Consider the following 25,578-nt stretch of genomic DNA (forward strand, 5'->3'; position numbering starts at 1 on the left):
AATGCAGTTAATTTGAGAATCAGATCGCCAAGATTCTCACAATTAAGTGCCAAACCTGCACCAAATCGGCGCATTCTCACATTTAAGTGCCAAACGACAGCCTGGTTAGCGGTGCTGATGACTCTCGGCCCAGCGTTAGCCTATGCCGATGACCTTGCCCAAGGGAAGAGCTTGGTGGAGTTGAACTGCGCGCGCTGTCATGCGGTCGATCGAACAAGCGAAGGTGAGAATGCGGATGCGCCTCCCTTCCGGACGCTTTCACAGCGTTATCCTATCGATGCGCTGGAGGAAGCCTTCGCCGAAGGCATATCGACTGGACACCCTGACATGCCAGAATTCGTAGCGACACCCGGCCAGATCAGCGCAATCCTTTATTATATTGGCAGCCTCAATGATTAAGTCATGACCCGGATCGCAAGGCGGCGATGAGGCGTAGCACAACGAGAGACACGGAGAATTCGCATATGCGCGATAGCGGTCGTTTCCGAAGCTTGCTCGTCGGCGTCGGTGCAGATGTCGCCCCGTCGACCGCCGCTCTGACCCATGCGATGGAACTGGCGTTGGCTTACCGGGCGAAACTCACAGTTTACGTGTTCGCTCCCGATTTGTTGCAGCCATTCCCGCTAACGCTTGGTTCATCGTCGATCTGGATCGCGCAAGAAACGGATCGACTCGCAAAGGCATCCGCACACGCCACGCAGACAGTTAGACAACTGGCATCCGAAAAAGGGATCGGTGTATCCATTGAACACGCCCACTCGCCATTTGACGGGCGCTACCAGCGCTTCATTGCCATGGCGCGACTTCATGATCTGACAATTCTGCAAGCTGACCAGCCGTCGCATACTTGGGTCAGGCCGGCGATCGAACATGCGATTTTCGACACCGGACGGCCGGTGTTAATAACTCCCGGGACAGATCGCCGTTCTATCGGAAAGGTGGCTATCGCGTGGGATGGCAGTGCCAGAGCTGCCCGAGCGGTTCGCGACAGCCTCGATTTCTTGATTATGGCTGATCAGGTCAACATCGCCACTGTTCTCGACACAAAGGGTTCGGAGGGATTAAAATCAGCCGATGAGCTCAGCAACTATCTGACCCTTTATGGTATCAAGACGAAAATCGCCGTCGTCGCAAACCAGCTGGGCGATGACGAAGGCGAAGCGATGCGTTTGTTCCTTGCGAATGAGCAGGTCGAACTGCTGGTCATGGGAGCGTTCGTACACTCGCGTTTGCGTCAAGCGGTCTTGGGCGGGATGACGCGCTCGCTTCTCGATAACTGCCCCGTACCTCTTATAATGGCTTACTAGAGCATATCCTGTTAGTCTGAGCCGGATGTCCAGCCTGCCTCGAAAAGTAGCGGAAGCCGCGTTGTTTGATCGTGTTGGCGCGCCTCCCAATACACGGCAGCCGTGACGTTCACGTGACGGGGCGAGGATGCAGCCGATGATGTTGAGCAGCGTTGTCTTGCCCGAACCCGAGGGTCCAAGGAGCGCGATGACTTCGCCGGCGCGCACCTGGAGATCGACCGAGCGCAAGGCGTCGACGCGAGTCTCGCCCTCGCCGAAATGCTTGGTCACGCCCGAAACCTCAATAAGGGTATCGCCTAGCGCCATTTCAACTTCCGAGCGCCGTTGCCGGATCGACCTTCATCGCCGCTCGAACACCCAGTGCGGAAGATAGCAGGCAAAATGCGGCAATGATCCCGGCAAGGATAAGTGCGTTAAGCGGCTCGAGCTCCCTCGCGGCGGGGAAAATAATCCTTGACCGTCAGGATCAGCACCAGGCCTATCGCCCAGCCCGAGGCGCCGAGGATCAGCGCTTCCTGCACAATCAGCGCGACAATGGTTCGATCGGGTGCTCCGATCAGCTTGAGCGTGGCGAACTGTTTCAGTTTCTGCATCGTCATCGTGTAGATGATAAGGGCGATCCAACTGCGCTGACGGAAAGCAGAATGCCGAGGAAAAGTCCGATCTGGCGGCGCGCCTTGTCCACCACTGAGTAGAGGCGCAGGGTGCGCCCGGCATGAGGAGCCTCGACATTCTGGTAGTTGACCGCACCGGTCTCCGCCACGCCCGCCTTAACAACCGCAAGCGCATCCGAAACCAGCCCATTATAGATGCCGATCATCGCCAGGACGACCGTCATCAGCAACCCTAGCCCGAAACAGGTGAGGGCGAAGCGGAACAGACCGTGGCGAATGTCCTTGAGCGCCAGATTCATGGGACATTCCCAATGCGCGCGCGCCGGCCCTCCGTGGCGCCCTGTGGTGGCCTGGCGACGATCACGTCAGACAGGCTGTCTGTGACCTCGACGCGACCACGATCGTCGCGGGCGCCGAAGGTCAGCTCCACTCTTGTCAGACGCCCGTCCTGTAGCGACCAGACCGTGCCGCGATGTCCGTCAAATCCCGTGATCGCAACCTCCGGCACCATAAGGGCATTTGCAGTGGCTGTTCTGCCTCTTCATGGGGAGCGCGGTGCTTTGGTTCGGCGAGTTCAGGAAGCTGATTCTTCGCTGGAGTGACCAGTTACGGTGTCTCGCGAGCACTCCATATGAGCAAGACACCCTCCGCTAAGTCCCGGAGTCCCTAGTCACTGCCATGACGGCACTGGGGTAGCGTTCAGCGCGAGCGTCGCCAATGATGTCCATCTCTAACGAGTTGCTGGACTAACTTCTAGAAGGCCGCCAGCGCGGCGTTTGAGCAGGGCGGCCTGCTTAATTCTCTGAAGAAAGCGCTAACCGAGCGCGCGTTGAACGCGGAGATAGATCACCACCTTGCCGGCGAGGATGGCGCCGGCAACACGCGCAACGGTTACGGTAGCAAGAGGGGTGTGCTAGCCGCGTAGTCTTCGTAGGAGAACAAGCCGCCGTCGGCAACATCTTTGCACATTTCCTACTTTTCGGCAGACCACTCTTCATCCACCGCTAAAAAACCGGGCTTCGAAGCCGTCCTGCCGCCCCTCCCGCGGCGAAAGCAGTTCGATCCTGCTGCCACTGCCGGTGGCGATGGTGCGGGCGATGGCCAATCCGAGACCGGCGCCGTCTGCCTGCGCCCGACCCCTCTCGAATGGCTCGGACAGGCGGGAAAGCAGGTCTGGTGCTACGATCGGTCCAGCGTTGGTGACGCGCAGCACACCGTCCGCCGACATTACCACACGCACCGGCTCTTGCCCTGAACCGTGCTTCAGCGCGTTCTCGATCAGGTTGCGCGCAAGGATAGCGAAAGCGTCGGCGTCAATATGCGAGAGCACGGGAACATCGGGCAAAACCAGCTCAACGCGCCCGGCAGTGCCCGCGTCCGCGGTCATTTCGTTCACGACCATATTGAGGATGACAGCGAGATCGATCGGCTCCACTGCCCGAAGGCGCGCGCCTTCGGCTCTCGCCAGTTGCATCAGCTTTTCCGACAGCCGCACAAGTCGTCGCAGGGCGGCTTCAATCTCAAGGGCGCGTTCGCGCGCGACCTTGTCCGATGTCTCGATGATCAGCCTTTGCGTCTGCGCGAGCGCCGCCGCTACCGGCGTGCGCAACTCATGCGCAGAATTGGCGGTAAAGCTGCGTTCGGCTTCCAGCGTTCGCTTGAGACGCTCCAGCAGGCGGTTAACTGCGAACGCGTTCGGCCGTATCTCCGAAGGCAGGCCAGCCATGGAAACGGGTGTCAGGTCGTCGGTGCCCCGGGCCTCGATGTCGAAGCGCAGGCGCCTGAGCGGCGCCATCGACAGGCGCACAAGCGCCCATACTCCGATCAGGCTGACAGGAACGAGCAGGCCAAGCGGAAGCGCAAGTCCAAGAAATGTCTGCCACGCCACCGCGCGGCGGCGCGCCAGCGGCTCGGCAACGGAAATGGTCACCGTCCCCTGGAGGGCGGCATCGGAATAGATGCGGTGGGTAGGCGTATCCGTAAATCCCATGCCGGTGAACGGCGGGAAGACAGTTAAATCGGCTTTGTGCGAACGCAGCAGGACCTGGCCTTCGACATCCCGTACCACATAGGTGAAGTATTCATCGTGCTCCCGCATCGTCGCGACGCTTTGGCTCGGCTCGTCATCGCTGTCCCGGTCGATGATATCACGAACGGCCAGCGGCAGGAGACGCTGGCCGGTTTCCTCAAGTGCGCTGTCAAAGACCTCGTCCATCTCATGGCGAAGCTTTTGCACGGTCAGTGCGGCCGTCGCCACCCAGAGCAGGGTCATACCCAGCCCCAGCCAGAGCGACAGGCGCCATTGCAGGCTTCGAGGCGCAATCATCGGGCACCACCCAGCCGGTAGCCGATCCCGCGCACCGTTTCGATGGCAGACTGCCCCAGTTTCTTGCGCAGACGGCTGACATGCACCTCGATCGTGTTGCTCTCCACCTCGGAACCGAAGGGATAGAGACGTTCCTCCAACTGCATCTTCGAAATCACCTGGCCGGGCCGCTGTACGAAAGCCTCGAACAGTGCCCATTCCCGCGCCGTCAGATCGATGGAGCGACCGCTGCACATGACCGTCCTGGCGGCGAGATCGACCTGAAGCTCCCCAAGCGTGACGAGCGGGTTGGGATTGCCACTGTAGCGACGCGCCACGGAGCTCAGCCGTGCCGACAACTCGGACAGATCAAACGGCTTGGTCATATAGTCATCCGCGCCCGCATTGAGTCCGTTAATTCGGTCCGAAATCTGATCCATCGCCGTCAGGATGATGACCGGCGTTACGCTGCCTTTACGGCGCAGACTGCGTAGGAAGGCGATGCCTTGCCCATCGGGAAGCATGAGGTCGAGAAGGACGAGGTCGTAAGCGGCGCTGTCCAGATGGTCCGTCGCCGCGTCGAGACGGGTGACCCAGTCGACCGAATGACTGTCGGCCGCGATGTGATCGCGCACCGCCGCGCCGAGGACCGTGTCGTCTTCAACCAGAAGGACTCTCATGAAGGTACCCCGCCTGTTCCTGACTTCTGGCCGCCGAACCTGTCAGCCGGCTGACACAAAAGCCGATCCGGCTTCAGCTATCCGTCAGGAATGGGTGCCAGCATTCCGCGGTGCAAACACTGATGCAGGACAAATGACATGACCAAACATATTGCCGCAGCCGCACTTTTTCTCGTCGCAGCGGGAACCGGCATGGCCATGGCCGACGATGACTGTCATGTCCCGATGAATCAGTGGCAGCCGCGCGAAGCGGTACAGAAGATGGCCGAGACACGCGGCTGGCAGGTAAGCCGCATCAAGATCGATGACGGTTGCTATCAGGTCCGGGGTCTCGACGAGACCGGACAGGCATTCAAGGCGAAGATCGATCCCGAAACCTTTTCAGTCGTCAATATGAAGCGCAAGGACCGGCGTGACGACGACGATGGGCCGCGCGAGCGGCGGCAGTCGTCCGGACCCGGCACGGGCGGCCCTTCGGGCACCCTGCCCGCAGACAAGTTGTTCGAGACGGGCAAGCCGCCGAAAAGTGTTGTGAAGTGACGTGGCTATTCCTCCACATTCACCGCCATCTCTCAACGGGAGGAAAATAGACCGTGTCCCAAAATTCTGCTCGCTACTCGAAAACCATGGTGGTCGTTCACTGGCTGACCGCCCTTCTGGTGCTCGGCGCCTGGCTGACCGCTGCGGGTGGTCGCGAAGTGGTTCAGCGCCCGCCCGTGCTGCATTTCACACTGGGGCTGGCGGTGCTGGCTCTCGTCGTGCCGCGCCTGATCCTGCGGCTGGCAGGGGCTGTGCCCGACATGACCGAGCAGCGCAACTGGCTTGCAACCGCCGCAAAGATCGGCCACGGCCTGCTCTATCTGCTTCTGATCGGTCTGCCGCTCACCGGCTGGTACGCCGCATCGCGCATGGGGGTACCGGTCTCGTTCCTCGGCATCGAGCTTCCGGCACTCACGACAGCTGTACAGGGGCAACCCGGCCTGATCGCCGATCTCCACGAGAACGCCGGCACGTTTATCATGATCCTTGCCGGCTTGCACGCCCTGATGGCCATCTGGCACCAGTTCGTCCTGCGCGACGGAACTCTCCAGCGCATGAGCCTGCGCTAAGCAAGGCTTCCGTCCGCCAGCCTCTTGAGCCATAGTTCGCCTGAGAAATGCCGAGACGGCAGGAGTGGGTCCCGGGCTAGGCATCGCAACCCCGCAGGGAGGCTTTGGTGCGTGCACATACCCATCCGGAAAACCATCTGGTCGAGCGCATCGGCTGGCTGCGCGCCGCGGTCCTCGGTGCGAATGACGGGATCGTCTCGACCGCGAGCCTGATCGTCGGCGTCACCGCCGCCGCGGCCTCGACCTCCGACGTGCTGGTCGCCGGCGTCGCCGGCCTGGTGGCCGGCGCCATGTCGATGGCGGCTGGCGAATACGTATCGGTCAGTTCCCAGTCCGACACCGAGCAGGCCGATCTCGCTCGCGAACGAAGTGAGCTTGCAAGCCAGCCCGATTTCGAACGCGAGGAACTGGCGCAGATCTACGTGGAGCGCGGTCTCGACCAGGCCCTCGCCCGCCAGGTGGCCGATCAACTCATGGCCAGGGATGCACTGGGCGCGCATGCGCGCGACGAACTGGGTATGTCCGAGGTGACTGCGGCTCGGCCAATCCAGGCGGCATTCACTTCGGCAGCGACCTTCGCAGCCGGCGCCGCACTGCCGTTGCTGGCGGCGGTGCTGATGCCGCGTTCCATGCTGATCGCCGGAGTGTCCGTCGCCTCCCTCGTCTTTCTCGCTCTGCTCGGCGCGATAGGAGCGCGTGCCGGCGGTGCCAGGATCGGCAAGGCCATGGCGCGCGTGACCTTCTGGGGTGCCGTGGCGATGGCGCTGACGGCAGGTATCGGAGCCATCTTCGGCACAGTAGTGTAAGAGGCGGCTCTCAAAAACCGGTCCTATCTCCCTCATGAATTGATGGCGAAGGCTTCATGTCGCCTTCGGCTATGGCCGATGGTGTGATCGGCGCAGACCCAACGGCTGCCTCGCACCGTGGTCCACACCGACTGTTTCCTGACGGCAAGCTGAAGCAAAAGTCACGCGGCTGTCAGCAAGCGCTCAGGCGCCTTCTTCAGATTGATCGCACCGGCGGGCAGACGACACCGCCGGTTCGCGGCTCTGGAAAGGCACCATCGACATGAAATCGCTTCTTGCACTCCTCGCCATTACGACGGCGCTCACGCTTCCCGGCCTCGCCATGGGCCGGCCCGTGACGCTGGCAACGACGCTGGGCAACTACGGGGGCGACGGCGCCTATCTGGCGCTCTATGTCACCGATGCACAAGGCGCTTATGCCGGCAGTTTGTGGATGGCTGGCGCCAAGTCCAAATATTACGAGCACCTGTCCGGCTGGTATCGTGCCACCGGCGGCAACATCGCGGAAATCGACGGCATCACCGGCGCCAGTGTCGGCGCTGGCCGCACGCTGGAAGTCACCCTGGATCTGGCCGACCCGCTGTTCGATGCCGGCTATACACTGCACATCGATGCCGCTGTCGAGGACATGCGCGACAGTCCCGACGAACTGGCTGTCCCACTGACGGCCGGCGGCGCTGGTAAGGCGGTCCCCGGCCGGCGCTACATCGTCGATTTCTCCTACGCCATGTAGCGGGAGGCAGCCATGATTCGCTCCCTTCACCGCTGGCCGGGCCTTCTGGCCGCGCTTCTGCTGGTGGTGCTCAGCCTGAGCGGAGCGGCCCTGTCGCTGTTCCCCGCCGCCGAGCATCTGACTTCGCCGCAGGCGGCGGCGACGCTGTCTGTCGCCGGTCTGGCGGCACGCATCGAGGCCGCTCACCCGCAAGTGGAGCAGATCCGGCGGGCGCCTTCGGGCCGGATCACCGCCTACTGGTTCGAGGGCGGTGCGCCGCAGGCGGCGGTCATCGATCCGGCGACCGGCCAAGGCCTCTCTGCCGCTGACCCCAACCCGTTCGAACGGTGGCTGACCAACCTGCATCGCTCGCTGTTTCTCGGTGATGGCGGCCGCCTCGCGATGGCCGCCGGCGCTGCCGCCATGCTGGTGCTGGCCTTGTCCGGCGCGGGGCTCGTGGCGCGCCGGGCCGGTGGCTGGCGGCGTTGGTTCGCGCCGCTGCGCGGTCCGCTCGCCGGCCGGCTGCATGTCGAGATTGCGCGTATCGCGGTAGCCGGCCTCCTGCTGTCCTCCGCCACGGCCCTGTGGATGACGGCCTCGACCTTCGATCTTCTGCCCGACGGACCAACACCACCTGCCTTGCTCAACAATGCAAGTGGTCGGACCGGGGCGTCCGTAGCGGCTATGGACATGCTGAAGCAGACGCCTGTCGCCGAACTGCGCAACCTGTCGTTCCCCGACCCCGGCGACGCGGCCGACATCCTGACCCTCAAGACGGATCGCGGCACGGGCTATCTGGACCAGGGTACCGGCGCGGTTCTGGCGTGGAGCGGCCTGAACGGGTGGCAGCGGCTCTCGGAGACCATCTACATGCTGCACACCGGGCAGGGAGCCGCAGCTCTCGGGCTTGTCCTTGGGCTCATGGCACTTGGCGTGCCAGCGATGGCGGGCTCGGGCTTCGCCCTGTGGCTTGCCGGCCGGCGCCAACGACCGCGCATCCGGGGCAATGTCGCCGCCAGGCATGCCGAGATGATCCTGCTTGTCGGCAGCGAGGGCAGCAGCACCTGGGGCTTCGCCGCTACCTTACATGCCGCACTGTTAGATACCGGCCAGACTGTGCATACCGCACCGATGGCGGCCTTCGACCCGGCGCGCTATCGGCAGGCACGGCGCATCGTGATCCTCGTCGCCACCTATGGTGATGGCAACGCACCAGCCTCCGCCAAGGGCTTCCTCGACCGGCTGCAAGCCTTGCCTACAACACCCTCCGCGCCGCTGGCGGTGATCGGCTTCGGCGACCGCAGCTTTGCCGCCTATTGCGCCTTCGCGCAGGCGGTCGCGGAGACGGCGGCTGCCAAAGGATGGCACCAGCTCATCCCGTTCGCCACGGTGGATCGCCAGTCGCCACAGGATTTTGCCCGCTGGGGCCGTGCACTCGGCGCGGCGATGGGTATCGACCTTGTCCTTGCCCATCAGCCGTCACCGCCGGCTGCGCTGCCGCTGACGCTGCTTTCGCGCCGCGATTACGGTGCCGATGTACAGGCCCCGACGGCCATCCTGCGCTTTGCCCTGCCTGCAATCCCACTATGGCGGCGGCTGGTCCGACATGGCTTTGGCCGCTTCCGCGCAGGCGACCTCCTCGGCATCCTGCCGGACGGCGCGACTGTTCCCCGGTTTTATTCGCTCGCGTCGGGCCGCCGCGACGGCTTCGTTGAAATCGTCGTGAAGAAGCACCCTGGAGGCCTGTGCTCCAGCCGGCTCTTCGAACTGGAGCCGGGCGACACCATTAGCGCCTTCCTGCGCCGCAATCCCGGCTTTTACCCCGGTCGCGATCGCGCGCCGTTGATCCTGATCGCCGCCGGCACGGGGATTGGGCCGCTGGCCGGCTTCGTTCGCGCCAACACCAAGTACCGCCCGATCCATCTGTTCTTTGGGATGCGCCATCCTGACAGCGATCTCCTCTATGGCGAGGAGCTATCGAACTGGCAAAGAGAGGGCCGTCTGCGCCGTCTGGTCGCTGCCTGCTCGCGCGGGCGAATGCCCCGCTACGTGCAAGATGCGTTGCGCCAAGAAGCTGCCGAGATCACGCTCCTGATCGCCAGGGGCGCGCGGATCATGGTCTGCGGCGGGCGCGACATGGCGACCGGCGTCTCCGCAGCGCTCACCGATATTCTCGCACCCGCAGGGCTGACGCCCGCCCTGCTCAAGGCACAGGGGCGCTATGTCGAAGATGTCTATTGAAACGGAGCGCTGGGCACTGAACGGTCCCACCATGGGCACCCGCTGGTCGGCGCTGTTTTATGCAACGAAAGCATTCGATCGGGGCCCTGTCCGCGATGCGCTCCAAGCGGCGGTCGACGAGGTAGATACGCAGATGTCCACCTGGAAGCCAGACAGTAACCTGATGCGCCTCAACGCGGCGCCACCCGACACCTGGGTAAAAATGCCGAGGCGATTGATAGAGGTCCTGCGCCTCGCACTCGATATCGGTCGCGCCTCGGGCGGCGCGTTCGACATCGGCATGGGCGATGCGGTAGCCGCCTGGGGTTTTGGTTCCGCCGCAGCCGACCAGCATCTTATCCGCAACGCCCTCGATGCGGCGCGCCAGCCCGCCCATACGGTGCTGGAACTGGACGTGTCGGGCGCAAGGGTGCGTAAGACAGCGCCGATCACCCTCGACCTCAACGGCATCGCCAAGGGCTATGGCGTGGACCGGCTGGCCGAGACGCTGCGTGACTTCGACATTTTATCCGGGCTGGTGGGCATCGACGGCGAGATGCGAGCGCTGGACCTACGCCCCAACGGCCAGCCCTGGACCATCGCCATCGAAGCGCCCAACGCTGATCGCCGCGCGTCGCATTCGCTGCTGGCCTTGCAGGACGCCGCCGTCGCCACATCGGGCGATTACCGGCATGTTGTGACAGTTCAGGGCCGGCGACTGTCACACACGATGGACCCGATCACGGGTGCTCCACTCCGGTCGTCGCCCGCCTCAGTGACGGTGGTCGCCCGCAGCTGCGCCGAAGCCGATGCCTGGGCGACCGCACTGATGGTTTTGGGCTCCACGACTGGCGGTGAATTGGCGGCTCGCCATGGCCTCGACGTGCTCTTCCTCATACGCGAGGCCAATGGTTTCAGGGCGCATGCCATTGGCCCGCTATTCGACGGCGGTGCAGTACCGGGGGCAGATCGGGAGCGTTCTGCCATCGGCTGAGGCCTGTCCATCCATGCAAGCGGCTCTTGCAAGGTTCGCTAATCCCTATTCGAAAACGAACAGCTTACTTTCATCCCAACCCCGACGGCATTCCTGATCACCCGTTGCGGCCGGAACCAACATAGCAACCACAGGAGACGACTATGCAGACTGCAAGACCTTTTACCGCTCTCGCTCTCGCTCTCGCTCTGGCGCTTGCCCTGGGCGCACCAGGGATCGCCGCTGCGCAAACCCATGCCCATGACGGCTCTAGCGAGGCGTCAATCGAGATCACGCTGAACAACGGCGCCAAATGGCAGGGCGACCAGAACATGATCACTGGCATGACCGCAATCCATGGCACGATGGCCGCAAATCTGGATGCGATCCATGCCGGCACCCTGCCGACCGATGCCGGCAAGGTAATAGCCGCCGACATCCAAAAGCAGCTTGATTTCATGATCGAGAACTGCGTGCTCGAACCCGAGGTCGACGAGCAGTTCCATGTCGTCCTGGGTGAAGTCATGAACGGCGTCTCGGTGCTAGAGAAAGGCGAGGTGGAAACAGGCGCGGCGACGATCGTCCAGGCGCTGAACGCCTATGGCGAGCATTTTGAGCATCCCGGCTGGCAGGCGTTCAACTGATGCATGTCGGGCGTCAGCCCGAAGGAAGGGCCGGCGGGGGCGTCATGCCTCTGCCGGTTTCGTCTTGGAGGGGCAGCGCCCCTCCAGCAAGTCGGCATCGGCGGCGAGTGTCGCGGGACGGCGATGATCGAATTCGTCCGATAGACCTGCCGCCTCTGCGGCATCCAGCGCACCAGGCTGCGGCTCAGCGGGCCATAGCCGATCCAGTAGCCATTGCCGGAATCGTCCGCCCCCATATGCCAGAGCCGGACGCGGGAGGCCAGCCATCGGTTCCGCGCCCTTTACGCCGTTCCCAACGCCGACCATTTGGAGTTGCAGTCCTGTCGCGGGTTGCCGGTCGCCAGCTTTCGGCTCGATGCTTGTGCGTTCCTGGTGTTGAAATGTTCGAACGAGAAACGGATTCCATTCGCGCAAATCTAGGCAGTGGCTAGGATCGGCCGACGCCACATAACCTCAAACTCCCTGCCGCCTCCAACGAAGCTACCCTGTCAGCGCGCCTTTATTTGCGGGACTCGCGAGCGCCGCGAATTTCGCAAGCACGCCACGCGTGTAGCGCGGCTGCGGCTGCGTCCATGCCGCGCGGCGACGGGCCAGTTCGGCGTTGTCCACATCCAATTGCAGCACCAGCTGGTGCGCATCGATGGTGATGCGATCGCCTTCGTGGACCAGCGCGATGGTGCCTCCTTCGTAAGCTTCTGGCGCGACATGGCCTACCACCATGCCCCAGGTCCCACCGGAAAAGCGCCCATCGGTGACGAGACCGACGCTTTCGCCGAGCCCGCGCCCGACGAGCGCGGAAGTGGGGGCGAGCATTTCCGGCATGCCCGGCCCGCCTTTCGGCCCCAGATAGCGCAGCACCACAATATCGCCGGCCTTGATCTTGTCGGCGAGGATCGCTTCCATCGCCGTTTCCTCGTCGTCGAACACGCGTGCTGGGCCGGACATGACCGGGCTTTTCAGGCCCGTGATCTTGGCCACCGCGCCGTCTTCGGCCAGATTGCCTTTCAGGATGGCGAGGTGGCCTTCGCGGTAGAGCGCTCTGTCGATCGGCATGATGACCTGCTGGTCGGCGCGCGGCGCATTTGGCACCTCGGCCAGTTCTTCCGCCAGCGTGCGGCCGGTAACGGTCATGCAGCCGCCATGGATGAGGCCGGCATTGAGCAGGATCTTCAACACCTGCGGAATGCCGCCGGCCTGGTGCAGGTCGACCGCCATATAGTGCCCGGATGGCTTGAGGTCGCACAGCACCGGCACCTTGCGGCGCATGCGCTCGAAATCGTCGAGCGTCCAGTCGATCTCCGCGGCATGCGCAATGGCGAGGTAGTGCAGCACCGCATTGGTCGAACCGCCGATGGCCATGATCAACGCCACGGCATTTTCGATGCTTTTGCGGGTCACGATGTCGCGCGGACAGATATTCTTCTTCACTGCTTCAACCAATACGCGGCCGGATTCGGCAGCGCTGTCGCGCTTCTCGCTGTCGGGGCTCGCCATGGTCGAGGAATAGAGCAGCGACATGCCGAGCGCCTCGAAGGAGGAGCTCATCGTATTAGCTGTGTACATGCCGCCGCAGGAGCCGGTGGTCGGGCAGGCATTCTGCTCAATGCCGTCGAAATCCTCCTGGCTCATGGTTCCGGCCATAAAGGCGCCAACCGCCTCGAAAGAGGAGACGATGGACAGGTCCTGGCCCTTCCAGCGGCCGGGCTTGATGGTGCCGCCATAGACATAGATGGCCGGAGCGTTGGCGCGCAAAATGCCGATCATGCCGCCCGGCATGTTCTTGTCGCAGCCGCCCAGCACCAGCACGCCGTCCATCCACTGGCCCTGCACCGAGATTTCCACGCAGTCGGCAATGACCTCGCGCGACACCAGCGAGTATTTCATGCCTTCGGTGCCCATCGACATGCCGTCGGAAATGGTTGGCGTCCCGAACATTTGCGGGTTGGCGCCTGCCTCCCTGATGGCCGCCGCCGCCGCATCGGCCAGTGGCTGGAGGCCGGCATTGCAGGGCGTGATGGTGGAATGACCGTTGGCGATGCCGATCATCGGCTTGTCGAAGTCGGCCTTCTCGTAACCCAACGCATAATACATTGCGCGGTTCGGCGAGCGGGCAATCCCCTGCGTGATATGCTTGGAGCGTTCATTGAAGGGCACGATTGTCCTCGGCTGTGGCGTTGGGTCGACAAGGATACCGACGGGAAAGAATTCGCTGCCGTCGACCTGGTGCGTGGTTGGCGCCAGATTTTGATCGCATCGATGGCAGAAGACAATCGTTTATCCCTGTTCGGACCTTCTGCCGCATCAAAGGCGATATGGGCGGCGGCGCCTCAAAATTGCAAGAGCGACGGAACGGGGTGTCCATTTCGCTCTAACCATTGCCATTGTAGGGTTGGGTTGTGCGGCCGATTGTTCATAATGAGGGGCAGACGGATCGCGGTCGGATATTCCGCCACAACCCGATAGAGGAGGTGACAATAATGGCCATGCATCGCGCCAGCGCCGCGGAGATTTTCGATCTCGCACCATTGGGCTCGCGTCTGAAGGACGCTCGGACAACCGCCATCGTGAAGTCGGAAACGTTCGAGGCGGTACGTCTCAATGTCCACGCCGGCGTAGACATCAAAACGCATAAAGTCGAGGGTCCCATCACGCTGTATTGTCTGGAAGGCCGGGCGCAGCTCAGCTTGTCTGATACGGTCATGGAGCTTTCAGGCGGACAGTGGCTCTACCTGGACGGAGGTGTTCCGCACTCGATAAAAGGGATCGAGGACACATTCTGCTCACGATCCTATTTCCGCATGGCTACCATATAAGAAATCGCGGCGAGGAACGAACTGGTGTGGGGCTGAAGCAAGCGACGGATGGAAGCCGCTCGAGTGCCGACAGGCTGAATTCGTTGCTCGATGAAGGGTTAATGGACACTTTCCCTGCCAGTGACCCGGTTTCGATAAGCAATCCATCAACCGGCGTCGGAATCACCCGACGCGAGAATTCTGACAAGGGAGATGGGTGATTACAGTATGCGACCGCTCATGTCCTATTTCACTTCACTGTTGCGCCTTGAGGCCTATCGCGCCTAGTGTTCTTGAGGCGGTCGCGCTTGCGTCAGTACCTATAAAGTACAGCATTTCGCGCCACGCACCGTCATCCACGCCGGGCCACCAAGGACAGGAGGTCGAGGCCTGCTGCCGTGGTTTTGTGCCGACAAGTGGTGCGAACACGGGAATGCGATGACCAAAACCAATGAATTTATTATCCGCTCTTCAGACGAGGTTCCTCGGAGTAGCCTATTCAAGCGGTTCCCGGTTCCGCGCAACTTTGGCGTATTGCCTGGTTCGCGCATCGAGCGTGGCCGGACATGGCCAGCGCCAACACAGGCCTCCCGCACGAAGTCATTCGAAGTTTATCGCTATGACCCGGACAGCGAAGAAAATCCGCGCCTCGACACGTTCGACGTCGACCTCGACGCCTGTGGACCGATGGTTCTGGATGCACTGATCTGGATCAAGATTATCGTGGATCCGACACTGACCTTTCGTCGCTCTTGTCGCGAAAGCATCCGCGGTTCTTGCGCCCGGTGTAAGGTTGGGAACGCATCGAGCCCGCGCCGGAACTCCTCCGCGTGGAGCCCGATCGCGACGCGGGGATCGGCAGCCAGCGGATTGCCATCGCGGTGACGAAGATCGCGTCGGGGATCGCATCGGCGTCGGGTATGCGTCCGAACGGCCTCGTCTGGAATGATGGCCACAACCCGCTTTTCAGGAGCAGGCCACGTATTTCCTCCGGTGGAGCAAGAGCGGAAGGTATCGGAAACGTCACCGCCTCGCTGCCCTCGACCCGGATGACGAGTGAATCCAGCGTCCGCCTGCGGCCTCGATTCGACGAGGAGCCACACGAACGCCTAGTCCTCTATCGTGCGCATGTTGGCCTCCACCATGCTCTCCGCAAGGGCCGGAACATTATGCCCTGACCTTCACACATCATTCCGTCGGAGACTGGTACGGAACGCCGGGAACTGGATAACGCGCAACAGTGTATGTCGAGTGCCCAATTGACGAACTGTCTCCAACTGACCGATTCTTCTCGATCGCCGCAGACGTGGCGATAGCATATAGCGGTGATCTCACAGTCCGTGACAATCACAGGCCGATTGCGGCCGCGATCCAATACCCGATGTGGAATTGCGTATTCGTTTCATGTAAGCTTCATCTCGGCGACATATCCACTATGACCCAACGCGAAGCCGGTGGCCATGAGTCGAACAGTGTCGTGTGCCGGGTAGATAGTTGCGTCGGGGAAAGACCATAAAGCGAGTGGCGCTGACATATTCGCGCCCGAAATCAGGGGTTCGCCACGACTCTGGCCGACATATTCGTAATCGGCGTTCAGACATCGGGTTGAACGGATGGAAACAGGAGGGTGACCGTCGTTCCAATCCCACTCTTACTCGCGACGCTAACCTGGCCGCCCACCATCTTCGTGAACGCATATACCTGCGACAGCCCTATGCCGGTGCCGGTCTCGCCCTTGGTGGTGAAAAAAGGATCGAACACCTTTCGCAGGACCTCCTCGGGCATGCCGCAACCGTCGTCCTCAACGCGAACCCGAACATATGATCCCGGCCCAGCCGAGCCGGGTGTTGTCGTGTCCTGCTCCCACCGCTCCGTGATGATACGAACCTCTCCGCCATCGGGCATGGCGTCCCGTGCATTCACGACAAGATTGAGTATCGCTGCATCGAAAAATGCCGGATCAACGAGGCATGCCGGAATATCGGAACCGAGCACGAGCCGGACGCGGACATTGTGCCCGGCGCCATACCTCAGGAACGGCTCGAAGCTTCTTAAAAACTCGTTCAGATTGCCAGCATGCGCGTCGAGAACCTGATGCTTGGCGAAGGCCAGCAGATGCGAGGTCAATTCCACCCCGCGATCGATCCCCTCGCGTGTCGAAGCAATAAGGGCATGAATCTTTTCGGCGTCGTTCGCGCTCCGTTCAATGAGCCGCAGTCCGGAATCGATCACCGAGAGAAGGCTTCTGAAGTCATGGGCAATGCCACCAGTCATTTCACCGATGGCCGCAAGCCGATGCGTCGCACGTTCGCGCTGCAGCGCGGCGGTCCGGGAATCGAAAGGTGCGTTCGGTGCTGGTGAGAGACTGCCGCCATCCGCCTGTGATCGTGGTAAAGTGGAACGAGTAAACACCGTGTCGGTCATGAGATCGCCCCTACCTGTTCCGGACAACATTCCGGAAACTCTGTCCTCCGCTCCCGTTGTCCTGTTCTCTTGCCCTTCGGAACTTCCCACCAAACCTAGCTTTATCCTGCTCTGATGTCGAACAAATGGCCAAGATACAGACTATTGTCGACACGGGTTGGACGCCCCGGATGTTTTCCCGGCAAGGCGATCATTCGGCTTTCGGCTGTTGGACGATCGTTCCTTTTCGACCCTCAAGGATTGCCCGTGCATCTTCCAACCGGCCGATGCCGGCGATACGGCCATCAATTGAAGCAAACGTGCATGCAGCCTCTACTTTTGGACCCATTGAACCGGCGGCGAACGACATGCCGGCAAGAGCAGCCGGCGTCGCTCGCTGGATAGAAGCCTGCTTCGGGGTTCCCCAATTCTCATAGACCGCCTCGACGTCAGTGAGCATCAGGAAGGCGTCGGCTGCCAGTTCCTCGGCAAGAAGACCTGCCGCACGATCCTTATCGATAACCGCTTCGATGCCGACGAGATCTCCTTCAACGTTCCTGATCACGGGAATGCCGCCGCCGCCCGCGCAGATAACGATGACTCCGCTCTCCACGAGAAGGCGGATGGTTTCGATCTGCGTTATCCGGCCCGGCAAGGGTGAGGCGACGACGCGGCGCCATTTGCCTTTGCTTTCCTCGACGAGCGGCCAGCCATGAAGGCGCGAGACTTCTCTCGCCTCGTTCGATTCATATATAGGGCCGATCGGCTTCCGGGGATCGCCAAACGCCGGATCGTCACGATCAACTTCGATCTGTGTCAGCAGCGTGCCAATCCGGGCGCCTTCCGGAAGCGCGTTGGCAAGCTCCTGTTCGACCAAATAGCCGATCATACCGACGCTTTCGGCCCCGAGTATGTCGAGTGGGTACGGCGGGACATCGGTGTAGGCGGCGGCCTGGAGCGCGAGCAAACCGACCTGGGGTCCATTGCCATGCGCCACGACGATCTGATGGTCACGGGCGAGATCGGCAAGCGCTAGCGCTGCCTTACGCACATTGGTGCGCTGGACATCGGCGGTCATCGGCTCCCCGCGCTTGAGAAGGGCATTGCCGCCGAGCGCCACGACGATTCTCATCTCAGGCTCCCAGCGTGGCGACGAGCACAGCCTTGATCGTGTGCATCCGGTTCTCGGCCTGGTCGAAAACGACGGAGGCTTCCGATTCGAACACTTCTTCGGTCACCTCCATGCAATCGATGCCGAATTGCTCGAAGATCTTCTCACCGACCTGCGTTTCGCGGTTATGGAATGCCGGCAGGCAATGCATGAACTTGGCGTGCGGGTTACCGGTCGCCTTCATGATCTTGGACGTCACGCGATAGGGGGTTAGCAGCTTTATGCGCTCTTCCCACACCGAATCCGGCTCGCCCATCGACACCCAGACATCGGTATAGATGAAGTCGCAGCCTTTTACCGCCTCCATGGGATCCTCCGTCAACATGATCCTGGCACCGGTCCTTTCGCCGATGGCCCTTGACTGGTCCACGATGGCAGCATCCGGCCAGCAGGCCTTTGGCGCGGCAAGACGAACGTCCATGCCAATCTGCGCCGCGCCCGTCAGCAGGGAATTACCCATGTTGTTGCCGGCATCGCCAAGGAAGCAGAATGCGACCTGCGACAGGTGCTTGCGGGTATATTCCCGCATGGTCTGGAAATCGGCGAGTATCTGCGTCGGGTGGAACTCATCGGTCAGCCCATTATAGACCGGCACGCCGGCATGAGCGGCAAGTATCTCGGCCTGTTCCTGGCCGAAGCCGCGATATTCGATGCCGTCATACATCCGGCCGAGGACGCGGGCCGTGTCTTTCATGGATTCCTTCTTACCAATCTGCGTGCCCGAGGGCCCGAGATAGGTAACATGTGCGCCTTGGTCGTAGGCAGCGACCTCGAAACCGGTGCGCGTGCGCGTGGAATCCTTCTCGAAGATCAGTGCAATATTCTTGTCTTGCAGCCGCTTCTCTTCGTAGCCGCCATATTTGGCCTGCTTAAGTGAGGCGGACAGACGCAGCAGGAAACGGATTTCGTCGGGTGTGAAGTCGAGCAGCTTCAGGAAACTGCGACCGCGCAAATTGATCGGCATATCTGATTTCCTTCCGGTTACACAGGATCGCGGATCAGCGGGCAGGTCATGCAGTGGCCGCCGCCTCGTCCGCGCCCCAACTCCGACCCCGGCACCGTGATGACCTCGACGCCTGCCTTGCGAAGCTGGGTGTTAGTGTAGGTGTTGCGGTCGTAAGCGACGACAACGCCGGGTTCGAGAGCGACGACATTATTGCCGTCGTCCCACTGCTCCCGCTCGGCGTTATAGGCATCACCACCCGTCGGGACGACGCGTAGTTTGGGTAGACCCATTGCTTCCGCGACTACCTCCGTCAGGTGCCCCTCCTCCTGCCGCACATCGATCTCACCTTCCTTGTCGCCGGGGCGCAGCGAATAAGCCGTGATTTCGTCGACGGCATCAGCGAAGAGCGTTACCAGGTCGCGGTCGCAGAAGGTGAAAACCGTATCGAGATGCATGCTCGCCCGCTTGTCCGGGAGTCTGCAGGCCACGACCCGCTCGGCCCCGCCTTGCGCAAAGAGCGCGCGTGCGATCTGCCCGACTGCCTGCGGCGTGGTGCGCTCCCCCATACCGATCAGCACCAGACCGTTCCCGACGGGCATCACGTCGCCGCCTTCGGCAGTTGCCAGCCCATAGTCGCTATCGGGATCTCCCCACCAGACGGGAAAGCCCGCATCACGGAAATCCGGATGGAACTTGTACACAGCGGCAATATTGACGGTCTCCAACTTACGGGCGTTCCAGCGCATCGGGTTGAGCATCACTCCACCGTAAATCCAGCAGGTGGTGTCGCGCGTGAACAGATGGTTGGGCAGCGGCGGCAGAATAAAATCCTCCGGCTTGAGCACTGGAGCGAGCATACCTTTCGTGTCGATCGTCAGTTCGGCTCTGCTCATGCCGCCCATCAAGATAAGAGACAGCGCATCGGCGTCTACCTCCATCAGCATGGCCCTGAGGTCGTCGGCAAGCCCGACGCCAACCGTGTTCTCATTGACCCGCCGATCGAGCAGCCAGCGACGGGCCTCCGTATCGCGCATCGTCTCGGCGAGGGTTTCCCGCAGAAAGACAGCCTCCGCTCCCCGATAGCGGATAGCATCAACGAACGTCATGTGTTCGACACGGGCCTGCTTGACCCAGATGACGTCGTCGAACAGCAATTCGTGGCAGTTGGACGGGGTTAACCGGGCGAGAGCCGCGCCTGGCCGGTCAACGAGGACGCGTCGAAGCTTGCCCACTTCCGAGTGGACGCCATAGGTGATGGACATGGTCTGCTCCTTCAAGCAATCAGGGCGGCGACACTGAGGCTCGCCATTATGATGACGGTAAGAGCCACAAGCAGCGGCCACATGAAGCGCAGCCAGCGCTCGTAGGGCACGCGGCCGATGGCGAGCGCTCCCATCACCACCGCGAAGGTGGGATTGATGAGGTTCACCAGGCCGTTGGCTGACTGATAGGCAGTGACGACAAGTTCACGCCCGACATTAGCGAAGTCGGAAACAGGGGCCATGATCGGCATCGACAGCACGGCCAAGCCCGACGAGGATGGCACAAAGAACGAGAGCAGCACCTCGATCCAGTAGATGACGTTGATGAATACGACCTCTGAAAGACCGGAAACCGAGACCTCGGCCCAGTGCAGGATGGTATCGGTGATCTTTCCCGCATCCATGATGACGACGATGCCGCGGGCGAGCCCGATAATCAGCGCCACGCCGAGGAGATCGCGCGCACCATTGACGAACGAGTCGACAAATTCCTGTTCACCGGGGCGTGCAACGAGGCCAACGAGGATGGCGGAAGCGAGAAACAGGCCGCTCATTTCGCCCATCCACCAGCCACCCTTGAGAACGCCCCAGATCATGACGACAAAGGTCAGGCCGAAGATCGTGAGCACGAGTTTGTGCAGGCCCGTGAAGTCGAGCTTCTCGCCCTGATGAGCGGCCAGGAAATGGGCCTCATTTTCGGCTTTTCGGTCGAAGACCAACGACTGCGTCGGATCGAGCCGCACCCGCTCGGCATAGCGCATCACGTAGATGACGCAGGCAAGCCAGCAGAGACCGAGGATGACGAAGCGCAGCACAATGCCTTGCGTAAACGGAATGCCGGCGGCATCGGAAGCAATGACGGTGGCAAATGCATTGACGGTGGAGCCGAGCACGCCGACACCGGCGCCAAGCAAAATGATGGCGACCGCTGTCACGGCGTCGTAGCGCGCCGCTATCATCATCGGCAGGAGGAGCACGTAGAAGGCCAGCGTCTCCTCGGCCATTCCGTAGGTGGTGCCACCGAACGCGAACAATCCCATCAGCACCGGGATCATCCATTTCTCCCGACCTTTCAGCGAGGTCATTGCGCTGCCGATACCGGCATTGATGGCTCCCGTCGACGCGACGACGCCAATGAAGCCGCCGATGATCAGAACGAACAGCGCCACATCGATGGCATTGGCCTGGTTGGTGGCCGGATTGTAGAGGCCGGCGATCGGAGCCATGATGACATCGAAAACGCCTTGCGGGCTCGGATCGACGACCTGATAGGTGCCGGCGATCGGCACATCACGGTCAAGCGCAGCGTTATGCACGCGTTGATACTGGCCAGCGGGAATGATCCAAGTCAGCGCGGCCACCAGAATGATCAACCCAAACAGGATCGTGAAGGCCGAGGGAAAGCGGAATGGCCGCGCGGCAGCCTCTTGCGAAGTAGTGCTCATGGTATCCCCCATATCTGTCAGTCGGAATAAGAGCGGAGCCCTTTTCTTGCGACAAACTGGAGCAGCGCATCGAGACGTGCATTGATCTCGCGCAAAACAGGTGCCGCCCGCGAAAATACAGGACATGAGGGTCTGGAACCGGTATTCCGAAGCTGAGGTGCCTAATTTGAGCAAAATCAACGCGCTGCATCGAGGTTCGGATATGGTGTGTGGGTGTGCGCGGAAACCGGAGAGTGGCGATGCTGCGGCAAGTGACCGAGGACGAGCAGACTGCCACGGCGGCATTCCTGATGGATCCGGCCAGTTATGGTCTTGCTGCGACGGTAGAGTCGATGGAAACGCACATCTCTCGGATTTTCCTGCTCGGTGATCTCATCTCGCTCTAGCGATCACATGCTTCATCCTTCCAATAGGCAGAGGAAAAATCGTGATCGGCTATTATAATTCATAAGGATCACAGCTTCGCCCTATTGCCTATTTCGAGCATTGCGCTCGAGAGACCAGGCTCGGACAAGTGCTGCGTCACCACGAACCCGAGTTCGCGGCACATCGCCAGCATTTTCGTATTTTCGCTGAGGATGATGCCCTCGATCCGCTTCAGCCCGTCGGCAGCGGCATATTCGATCAGCCGACAAAGCAATGCGAAGCCGAGACCGTGTCCCTGCAGGTCACTCCTGACAAGGAGCCCGAATTCGGCTGTCTCATGGTCGGGATCGGAGGACAGCCTGACAATGCCGGCCAAGTCGCCGCTGGTCTTTTCGAGAGCGACGAAGGCCATTTCACGATCGTAGTCGAGTTGCGTGAGCCTCTTCAGCATCTGATCGGAAAAATTCTTCCGCGGCGCAAGGAAGCGCAGCCTCAAATCCTCCGCCGACACTTTTTCAAAGAAGCCCGTGTAGAGCGCGACATCGGCAGGCCGGATCGGCCTGACATGGTACACGTCGTCGTCAAGTGAAATGTCTTTCTCCCAGTCCGAAGGGTATGGCCGGATGGCCAGATCGGAGTTCGGGCCAAGGCGCTCAACAGCTCCTGGCTCTATCTCGATGCGCGCGTCCAGCGCCATTACGCCGTCGCTGTCGGCAAGCAGGGGATTGACGTCGATCGAGACAATGCAGGGAAAGTCTATGACCATCTGCGACAGGCCGGTGAGCGCGAGAACGATCGCCTTACGGTCCGCAGGTTTGCGGTCGCGGTAGCCGGCCAGCAGGCGCGCGATGCGCGTGCGGTCGATCAAATCGCCAGCCAGAACGTCGTCCAGAGGGGGAAGTGCGATGGCGGTGTCATCGACCGTTTCGACGGCGATGCCGCCTGCCCCGAAGAGGATCACGGGACCGAAGATCGGATCGCGGCCCACGCCTAGGATAAGCTCCTGCGCCTGCTTGCGGGCGAGCATCGGCTGCACAGCGAATCCTTCGATGACGGCGTCCGGCGAAATTCTCCGGACGCGTTCTCCGATCGCCTCTGCCGCCTCTCGCGCTGTCCGGGCGGTTTCGATGCCAAGCACGACACCGCCGATATCCGATTTATGGGTGATCGATTTCGAGAGAAGTTTGACGACGATCCGATCGGTGCTCGCCAGCATACGGGCCGCGACCTCCTCCACTTGCGCAGGCGAGCTCGCCACAACTGTCTCGGGTACCGGAATGCGGTAGGCTGCAATCGCCGCCTTTGCCTCGGGCTCGGTCAGCATGCGCCGGCCATCCGCCGCGACACTCCTGAAGATCGAAAGAACCAGCCCCCTGTCGCCGGCGACGTCTTCGCTTTTGCTGGCGGGAACCCGCATCAAGGCTTTCTGGGCACGCGACCAATCATGGAGATAGGATATCGCCGTAGCCGCCTGAGAAGGCGTTTCGTAACTTCCCACCCCGGAATCCTGGAGGATGCGGCGACCTTCTCGCGCCGTATGTTCTCCCAGCCAGCAGGTGAGAAGCGGCTTGCCATTTATCATGCCGGATTTCAGCATAGATGCTACCGCAGTGGCGGCTTCGACAGGCGAAGCAAGACCCGTCGGACAGTTCATGACCAACAGCGCATCGGTCTCGGAATCTTCCGCCACGGCCATGACAGCGCTGCGATAGCGTTCAGCGGGAGCGTCGCCGATGATATCGACAGGATTGGCGTGCGACCAGTTCTGCGGCAAGGATTCGTTCAGAAGCGCTATCGTCTCTTCGGACAGTTTCGCGAGTTCTCCCCTGCAATCCATCAGTTGATCGACTGCGAGGACGCCCGCTCCGCCACCGTTGGTCACAATACCCACCCGCACTCGTTCTAGCGGCGGGAAGCGCGATATCGTTTCCGTGGCGTCGAACAGCTCTGCGAGACCTTGAACCCTGAGGATGCCAGCGCGGCGCAGGGCGGCATCGACCACGCGATCCGCGCTGGAAAGCGCGCCAGTATGGGTGGCCGCCGCCTTGGCCGCCTCGGCATGGCGCCCCGGCTTGATGGCAACCACGGGCTTCAGGCGCGCGGCAGCCCGTGCCGCCGACATGAACTTGCGCGGATGCGGGATGGACTCAAGGTACATGACGATGGCGCGGGTTTTCGCGTCTCCGGCCAGGAGATCGAGATAGTCGGCGACATCGACGTCGGCCATGTCGCCAAGCGACACGATCTGCGAGAAGCCGACATGGTTGTCCGCAGCCCAGTCGACCAAGGAGGTCGCGATCGCACCGGACTGGGACAGAAGGGCAATGCCGCCCGGATCCGCCGCCATATGGGCAAAGCTTGCATTGAGCTTGGCCGGCGGGAGCATCAGCCCGACCGTGTTCGGCCCGATAATGCGAAGCAGGAACAGTTTGGCCGCATCCAGCATCATTTGACGCAAGCCGTTCTCGCGCGTCAGCCCGGCGGTAATGACAACCGCCACGCGCGTTCCTTTCTCCCCTAGCTCGCGGACAAGACCCGGCACGGTCTCCGGCGGCGTGATGATGACGGCCAGGTCAGGAACACCTGGAATATCGGCGATCCTTGGAAAGCAGCGCCTTCCGCCAACGTCCCGGTATTTTGGATTGACGGGGAATATCTCGCCCTCGAAGCCGCCTGCGACGATGTTGTTCATCACCACGCGACCCACCGAACCAACGCGAATGGACGCGCCGATAATGGCTACGGATTTCGGATGAACGGCGTATTCCAGGTTTCGGATCGTCATCTGCACAATCCTTTCAACTGTCGTGCGACCTAAGGCGCCGCCTCGACGTGAGAGCGGTGGTTTGAAGGTAGATTCAAATGCAGACGTCAGATCGGATCATATTTATTTCGCTGAACTCCCCTGGATATCAGCGCGCCTACGTACAGCATTCGATATTTTATTAATCTAACCAGTTCCTGCCAATTTTGGCCACAATATCCGCGGGCGAGATTACTTCCGGGTTGGAACAGCGAGGACGCCGCATGGCAGTGTATTGAGCAGTTGCTCAGCGACGCTTCCGTGGATGGCCGATGCAACGATCTCGGTCAGTTCGTGCTCTGCTGCGCGTATGACGCGTTCCTTTTCCTCAGCCTCGATCACATCAATCGATCTGTCAGAGTTCCGTCCGCCCCAGTCAGGCGCAATCCGATAGGCATGAACCAAGGTGAATTCTACCGACGGAAATAAGGCTACTCCGGACAGGAATGCGGAATGGGACCCCGTCGAAAATCGATTCCCGCTGCGGCCGTTGCATATGGCCCGTCTACCCGCCGACGCACGGCAAGAACAGGTAGATTCACATACCGGATAATCCGTGCCGCCGTGGCCCCGTGAGCAAGAGATCAATTCCCATTTGCCGCGCGTGCTCGATTATGCGCTCGGCCGGATCACCAACGATAATATGGCGCGAGAATTTCTGCTCAGATGCGCTGTGCCGAACAAGGCGCTCCATTTCTATTTCAGCATTCCTAAATTCTCCGGTCTATGCCCAACGGTCGTACCGAACTGGACGCGACGACATGACAAATAGTGAGGTCCGCGTCCCATGCGGAGGCCAATTGAACAGCCCGGTCAAAGGCGCGATCACACGCCGACGTCAGGTCGGTGGCGAGGAGCAGCCTTCTGGGAAATCCATTCCTCGAAGACTTGCTCATAGCGTTCCTCTCCGCGTCTTCAGGTTAACAAGATATGGAGTCGTTGCACGGTCGCGCCTTGATACATGTCAATTGCTGCGATGCGCAGATGCCAACTGGCGTTGAGCCTCCAGTCAGTAGATCT

The 25,578-nt window shown here is 61.3% G+C and carries 25 protein-coding genes and 3 pseudogenes; 13 read left to right on the plus strand and 15 right to left on the minus strand.

Annotated features, from left to right (window positions below; all coding sequences use genetic code 11):
• Both ASD64_RS06625 and ASD64_RS06630 read left to right on the plus strand, forming a co-directional pair.
• On the plus strand, nucleotides 1-399 hold a 399-nt coding region (locus tag ASD64_RS06625; RefSeq protein ID WP_320410181.1), incomplete at its 5' end, for a cytochrome c.
• A gap of 65 nt (nucleotides 400-464) precedes the next feature.
• Nucleotides 465-1,307: a universal stress protein gene (locus tag ASD64_RS06630; RefSeq protein WP_056102639.1), complete on the plus strand. Its 843-nt coding sequence runs from the start codon at nucleotides 465-467 to the stop codon at nucleotides 1,305-1,307.
• A gap of 123 nt (nucleotides 1,308-1,430) precedes the next feature.
• Here the strand turns inward: ASD64_RS06630 and ASD64_RS21800 are convergent.
• The 3 genes and pseudogenes from ASD64_RS21800 to ASD64_RS21605 all read right to left on the minus strand — a co-directional run.
• Nucleotides 1,431-1,613 (minus strand): annotated as a pseudogene (locus ASD64_RS21800) (ATP-binding cassette domain-containing protein); the annotation flags it as partial.
• 107 nt (nucleotides 1,614-1,720) lie between these two features.
• On the minus strand, nucleotides 1,721-1,900 hold the full coding sequence (locus tag ASD64_RS21600; RefSeq protein WP_244480726.1) for an FtsX-like permease family protein: 180 nt from the start codon (nucleotides 1,898-1,900) through the stop codon (nucleotides 1,721-1,723).
• 2 nt (nucleotides 1,901-1,902) lie between these two features.
• Nucleotides 1,903-2,220 (minus strand): hypothetical protein, encoded by a 318-nt coding sequence (locus ASD64_RS21605; protein ID WP_056102646.1) that lies wholly within the window; start codon nucleotides 2,218-2,220, stop codon nucleotides 1,903-1,905.
• 461 nt (nucleotides 2,221-2,681) lie between these two features.
• Here ASD64_RS21605 and ASD64_RS21475 point away from each other — a divergent pair.
• Nucleotides 2,682-2,825: pseudogene (locus tag ASD64_RS21475) on the plus strand (IS256 family transposase); the annotation flags it as partial.
• Between the two features lie 90 nt (nucleotides 2,826-2,915).
• On the opposite strand, the gene ASD64_RS06650 reads toward ASD64_RS21475, so the two are convergent.
• Nucleotides 2,916-4,247, minus strand: a complete 1,332-nt coding sequence (locus tag ASD64_RS06650; RefSeq protein ID WP_056102651.1) for an ATP-binding protein — start codon at nucleotides 4,245-4,247, stop codon at nucleotides 2,916-2,918.
• Nucleotides 4,244-4,906 (minus strand): response regulator transcription factor, encoded by a 663-nt coding sequence (locus ASD64_RS06655; protein WP_056102654.1) that lies wholly within the window; start codon nucleotides 4,904-4,906, stop codon nucleotides 4,244-4,246. Before ASD64_RS06655 ends, ASD64_RS06650 begins: the two co-directional genes overlap by 4 nt.
• A 138-nt stretch (nucleotides 4,907-5,044) precedes the next feature.
• Here ASD64_RS06655 and ASD64_RS06660 point away from each other — a divergent pair, with 138 nt between their 5' ends.
• From ASD64_RS06660 to ASD64_RS06690, 7 genes are all read left to right on the plus strand, one after another.
• On the plus strand, nucleotides 5,045-5,446 hold the full coding sequence (locus ASD64_RS06660; protein WP_056102658.1) for a PepSY domain-containing protein: 402 nt from the start codon (nucleotides 5,045-5,047) through the stop codon (nucleotides 5,444-5,446).
• A 53-nt stretch (nucleotides 5,447-5,499) separates the two neighbouring features.
• A complete protein-coding gene (locus tag ASD64_RS06665; protein ID WP_244480727.1) occupies nucleotides 5,500-6,015 on the plus strand; it encodes a cytochrome b in 516 nt (171 codons plus the stop codon).
• Nucleotides 6,016-6,122: 107 nt separating this feature from the next.
• The gene (locus tag ASD64_RS06670; RefSeq protein WP_200957807.1) at nucleotides 6,123-6,821 is read left to right on the plus strand and encodes a VIT family protein; all 699 of its coding nucleotides are present in this window, start codon (nucleotides 6,123-6,125) and stop codon (nucleotides 6,819-6,821) included.
• A 262-nt stretch (nucleotides 6,822-7,083) separates the two neighbouring features.
• Entirely contained in the window at nucleotides 7,084-7,554 is a 471-nt protein-coding gene (locus ASD64_RS06675; RefSeq protein WP_056102665.1) for a DUF2271 domain-containing protein, read from the plus strand.
• Nucleotides 7,555-7,566: 12 nt separating this feature from the next.
• On the plus strand, nucleotides 7,567-9,774 hold the full coding sequence (locus ASD64_RS06680) for a PepSY domain-containing protein (protein ID WP_056102667.1): 2,208 nt from the start codon (nucleotides 7,567-7,569) through the stop codon (nucleotides 9,772-9,774).
• Entirely contained in the window at nucleotides 9,755-10,747 is a 993-nt protein-coding gene (locus tag ASD64_RS06685) for an FAD:protein FMN transferase (RefSeq protein WP_056102670.1), read from the plus strand. Before ASD64_RS06680 ends, ASD64_RS06685 begins: the two co-directional genes overlap by 20 nt.
• A 143-nt stretch (nucleotides 10,748-10,890) precedes the next feature.
• Nucleotides 10,891-11,370: a hypothetical protein gene (locus ASD64_RS06690; RefSeq protein ID WP_056102672.1), complete on the plus strand. Its 480-nt coding sequence runs from the start codon at nucleotides 10,891-10,893 to the stop codon at nucleotides 11,368-11,370.
• Between the two features lie 480 nt (nucleotides 11,371-11,850).
• Here the strand turns inward: ASD64_RS06690 and ilvD are convergent, their stop codons facing one another.
• Nucleotides 11,851-13,524, minus strand: coding sequence for a dihydroxy-acid dehydratase (gene ilvD, locus ASD64_RS06695; RefSeq protein WP_056102675.1), 1,674 nt, complete (start codon nucleotides 13,522-13,524; stop codon nucleotides 11,851-11,853).
• 323 nt (nucleotides 13,525-13,847) lie between these two features.
• Here ilvD and ASD64_RS06700 point away from each other — a divergent pair, with 323 nt between their 5' ends.
• Together ASD64_RS06700 and ASD64_RS21610 are read left to right on the plus strand one after the other, a co-directional pair.
• Nucleotides 13,848-14,183 carry a cupin gene (locus ASD64_RS06700; protein WP_200957808.1) on the plus strand — a complete coding sequence of 112 codons (336 nt, stop codon included), beginning with the start codon at nucleotides 13,848-13,850 and terminating at the stop codon, nucleotides 14,181-14,183.
• A 513-nt stretch (nucleotides 14,184-14,696) separates the two neighbouring features.
• Nucleotides 14,697-14,945, plus strand: a pseudogene (locus ASD64_RS21610) (2Fe-2S iron-sulfur cluster-binding protein); the annotation flags it as partial.
• On the opposite strand, the gene ASD64_RS21970 reads toward ASD64_RS21610, so the two are convergent.
• From ASD64_RS21970 to ASD64_RS06730, 6 genes are all read right to left on the minus strand, one after another.
• Entirely contained in the window at nucleotides 14,881-15,189 is a 309-nt protein-coding gene (locus ASD64_RS21970) for a hypothetical protein (RefSeq protein ID WP_413813587.1), read from the minus strand. The pseudogene ASD64_RS21610 and the gene ASD64_RS21970 sit on opposite strands and share 65 nt — an antisense overlap.
• 566 nt (nucleotides 15,190-15,755) lie before the next feature.
• Complete coding sequence (locus tag ASD64_RS06710) at nucleotides 15,756-16,586, minus strand: ATP-binding protein (protein WP_082549883.1); 831 nt, start codon at nucleotides 16,584-16,586, stop codon at nucleotides 15,756-15,758.
• A gap of 190 nt (nucleotides 16,587-16,776) precedes the next feature.
• The gene (gene arcC / locus ASD64_RS06715; RefSeq protein ID WP_056102685.1) at nucleotides 16,777-17,697 is read right to left on the minus strand and encodes a carbamate kinase; all 921 of its coding nucleotides are present in this window, start codon (nucleotides 17,695-17,697) and stop codon (nucleotides 16,777-16,779) included.
• Nucleotide 17,698: 1 nt separating this feature from the next.
• The gene (gene argF / locus ASD64_RS06720; protein ID WP_056102686.1) at nucleotides 17,699-18,700 is read right to left on the minus strand and encodes an ornithine carbamoyltransferase; all 1,002 of its coding nucleotides are present in this window, start codon (nucleotides 18,698-18,700) and stop codon (nucleotides 17,699-17,701) included.
• A gap of 17 nt (nucleotides 18,701-18,717) precedes the next feature.
• A complete protein-coding gene (arcA, locus tag ASD64_RS06725) occupies nucleotides 18,718-19,944 on the minus strand; it encodes an arginine deiminase (RefSeq protein WP_056102775.1) in 1,227 nt (408 codons plus the stop codon).
• 11 nt (nucleotides 19,945-19,955) lie between these two features.
• A complete protein-coding gene (locus ASD64_RS06730) occupies nucleotides 19,956-21,389 on the minus strand; it encodes a YfcC family protein (protein ID WP_056102689.1) in 1,434 nt (477 codons plus the stop codon).
• A gap of 239 nt (nucleotides 21,390-21,628) precedes the next feature.
• On the opposite strand from ASD64_RS06730, the gene ASD64_RS20930 reads away from it, so the two are divergent.
• Entirely contained in the window at nucleotides 21,629-21,775 is a 147-nt protein-coding gene (locus ASD64_RS20930) for a hypothetical protein (protein WP_156460043.1), read from the plus strand.
• A gap of 68 nt (nucleotides 21,776-21,843) precedes the next feature.
• Here ASD64_RS20930 and ASD64_RS06735 read toward each other — a convergent pair whose 3' ends face one another.
• The 3 genes from ASD64_RS06735 to ASD64_RS21805 all read right to left on the minus strand — a co-directional run bounded on the left by ASD64_RS06735 (nucleotide 21,844) and on the right by ASD64_RS21805 (nucleotide 25,454).
• On the minus strand, nucleotides 21,844-24,540 hold the full coding sequence (locus ASD64_RS06735) for a bifunctional acetate--CoA ligase family protein/GNAT family N-acetyltransferase (protein WP_056102694.1): 2,697 nt from the start codon (nucleotides 24,538-24,540) through the stop codon (nucleotides 21,844-21,846).
• 556 nt (nucleotides 24,541-25,096) lie between these two features.
• On the minus strand, nucleotides 25,097-25,252 hold the full coding sequence (locus ASD64_RS21975; protein WP_082549884.1) for a universal stress protein: 156 nt from the start codon (nucleotides 25,250-25,252) through the stop codon (nucleotides 25,097-25,099).
• A gap of 16 nt (nucleotides 25,253-25,268) precedes the next feature.
• Complete coding sequence (locus ASD64_RS21805; protein ID WP_082549885.1) at nucleotides 25,269-25,454, minus strand: universal stress protein; 186 nt, start codon at nucleotides 25,452-25,454, stop codon at nucleotides 25,269-25,271.
• Nucleotides 25,455-25,578 lie beyond the last annotated feature (124 nt).

This window comes from Mesorhizobium sp. Root157 (genome assembly GCF_001427385.1).
In the GTDB taxonomy this organism is placed as follows: domain Bacteria; phylum Pseudomonadota; class Alphaproteobacteria; order Rhizobiales; family Rhizobiaceae; genus Mesorhizobium.

Coding starts and splice junctions, on each gene's coding strand:
- ASD64_RS06700 (WP_200957808.1), top strand. CDS start 13,848: ATGGCCATGCATCGCGCCAGCGCCGCGGAGATTTTCGATCTCGCACCA.
- ASD64_RS06735 (WP_056102694.1), bottom strand. CDS start 24,540: ATGACGATCCGAAACCTGGAATACGCCGTTCATCCGAAATCCGTAGCC.
- ASD64_RS06710 (WP_082549883.1), bottom strand. CDS start 16,586: ATGACCGACACGGTGTTTACTCGTTCCACTTTACCACGATCACAGGCG.
- ASD64_RS21605 (WP_056102646.1), bottom strand. CDS start 2,220: ATGAATCTGGCGCTCAAGGACATTCGCCACGGTCTGTTCCGCTTCGCC.
- arcC (WP_056102685.1), bottom strand. CDS start 17,697: ATGAGAATCGTCGTGGCGCTCGGCGGCAATGCCCTTCTCAAGCGCGGG.
- ASD64_RS06730 (WP_056102689.1), bottom strand. CDS start 21,389: ATGAGCACTACTTCGCAAGAGGCTGCCGCGCGGCCATTCCGCTTTCCC.
- ASD64_RS06675 (WP_056102665.1), top strand. CDS start 7,084: ATGAAATCGCTTCTTGCACTCCTCGCCATTACGACGGCGCTCACGCTT.
- ASD64_RS06630 (WP_056102639.1), top strand. CDS start 465: ATGCGCGATAGCGGTCGTTTCCGAAGCTTGCTCGTCGGCGTCGGTGCA.
- ASD64_RS21600 (WP_244480726.1), bottom strand. CDS start 1,900: ATGCAGAAACTGAAACAGTTCGCCACGCTCAAGCTGATCGGAGCACCC.
- ASD64_RS06655 (WP_056102654.1), bottom strand. CDS start 4,906: ATGAGAGTCCTTCTGGTTGAAGACGACACGGTCCTCGGCGCGGCGGTG.
- arcA (WP_056102775.1), bottom strand. CDS start 19,944: ATGTCCATCACCTATGGCGTCCACTCGGAAGTGGGCAAGCTTCGACGC.
- ASD64_RS21805 (WP_082549885.1), bottom strand. CDS start 25,454: ATGAGCAAGTCTTCGAGGAATGGATTTCCCAGAAGGCTGCTCCTCGCC.
- argF (WP_056102686.1), bottom strand. CDS start 18,700: ATGCCGATCAATTTGCGCGGTCGCAGTTTCCTGAAGCTGCTCGACTTC.
- ASD64_RS06660 (WP_056102658.1), top strand. CDS start 5,045: ATGACCAAACATATTGCCGCAGCCGCACTTTTTCTCGTCGCAGCGGGA.
- ASD64_RS06685 (WP_056102670.1), top strand. CDS start 9,755: ATGTCGAAGATGTCTATTGAAACGGAGCGCTGGGCACTGAACGGTCCC.
- ASD64_RS06650 (WP_056102651.1), bottom strand. CDS start 4,247: ATGATTGCGCCTCGAAGCCTGCAATGGCGCCTGTCGCTCTGGCTGGGG.
- ASD64_RS06680 (WP_056102667.1), top strand. CDS start 7,567: ATGATTCGCTCCCTTCACCGCTGGCCGGGCCTTCTGGCCGCGCTTCTG.
- ASD64_RS06690 (WP_056102672.1), top strand. CDS start 10,891: ATGCAGACTGCAAGACCTTTTACCGCTCTCGCTCTCGCTCTCGCTCTG.
- ASD64_RS21975 (WP_082549884.1), bottom strand. CDS start 25,252: ATGGAGCGCCTTGTTCGGCACAGCGCATCTGAGCAGAAATTCTCGCGC.
- ASD64_RS20930 (WP_156460043.1), top strand. CDS start 21,629: ATGCTGCGGCAAGTGACCGAGGACGAGCAGACTGCCACGGCGGCATTC.